Below are 1,187 nucleotides of genomic sequence, written 5' to 3' on the forward strand. Positions count from 1 at the left end.
GCATGGATGTGCGCCATCCCACGCACGAGCTTGTCCGCGCCGCGGCCGCCCTGCGGGCCCGGCGCACCGTTCTGGCTAGCAAGGCACCCTGGCCGCTATCGATCGACGGACTGGCCGCCCTGCGTGGCATCCGAGGCGTGGCGGAGCAGGCACCCATCAGGGCCGGAAGCAAGAAGACCGATCCCGGCGGTGAGGAGGCCTACCTGCCCTATGCCAACGATGCCGATCCGTGGAAGGCGCACTTCGCGGAGACCGACGCGCTGCTCGCACGCACCAGCCACGTCCTCGCCGGCGAGACTCCGCTGCCCGCGAACCGTTCGCATTTGGTCTACGATCCGGATCATGACGAGGCGGAGGCTGAGGACCTGTGGCTCGATGTGGTCGAACGGACCGGCTCCTGGCCAGCCGTCGCTGCGGCCGCCGCGGCCTGGAAGGCGTGGCTGGATCTCGACCTCTACCCCCGCCAGCCCTGGCTCGGGCTGATCATGGCCGCTGCCATCCTGCGGGCGACAGGGCTGACCCACCATCTCCTGCCGCTTGCCGCCGGCGTCGAGCAATCCCGGTTCCGGCCGCAGGGGAGAAAAGGGGCCGCCGAGACGCTGGAGGGTTTCTGCCGGGTGCTGGAGGAAGCCCTGAGCATCGCCAACAAGGATCTCGACCGGCTGATCCTGGCCCGCGACCTGATGAGCCGTGCCACCGCCAAAACCCGCTCCAACTCGAGGCTGCCGGAGCTGGTCGACCTGTTCCTGTCGCGCCCGCTGGTGACGGTGCTGCTCGCGGCCAAGCTGCACAAGGTCACGCCCAAGGCCATCGACCTGATGCTCGCCCAGCTCGGCGGGCCCTGCCGCGCGAGCTCACCGGTCGCACCCGCTACCGCCTGGGAGATCGTGTAACCTCCGGCCGGTTCACCAACCGCGTGAATGCGCCATCGAAGCGAACCAATCAACACCTCATCATGCCCATGACCTCACCACGGAAGCTGCCTGCCGAAGGCGTCTCAGATGGCCTGCCCAATCCGGCACGGCTCTGGGCCTTTGTTGCCATCGCCATCGCGCTCACCATGGCGGTTCTGGACAGCGCGATCGTCAATGTCGCCCTGCCAGTGCTGGCCCAGCAGCTTCAGGTGGATCCGGCAACGGCCGTTTGGGCCGTCAATGCCTATCAGCTGGCGATCACCGTCTCACTCC

Annotated in this window: 1 protein-coding gene and 1 pseudogene; both read left to right on the forward strand. The window is 68.0% G+C overall.

The window, feature by feature from the left end:
• Window positions 1-893: DUF1612 domain-containing protein (locus OCW50_RS33055; protein ID WP_262300402.1), on the forward strand; the 893-nt coding region annotated here is incomplete at its 5' end.
• 68 nt (window positions 894-961) lie between these two features.
• Window positions 962-1,187, forward strand: a pseudogene (locus tag OCW50_RS33060) (MFS transporter); the annotation flags it as partial.

This window comes from Microvirga sesbaniae (assembly GCF_025460805.1).
In the GTDB taxonomy this organism is placed as follows: Bacteria; Pseudomonadota; Alphaproteobacteria; order Rhizobiales; family Beijerinckiaceae; genus Microvirga; species Microvirga sesbaniae.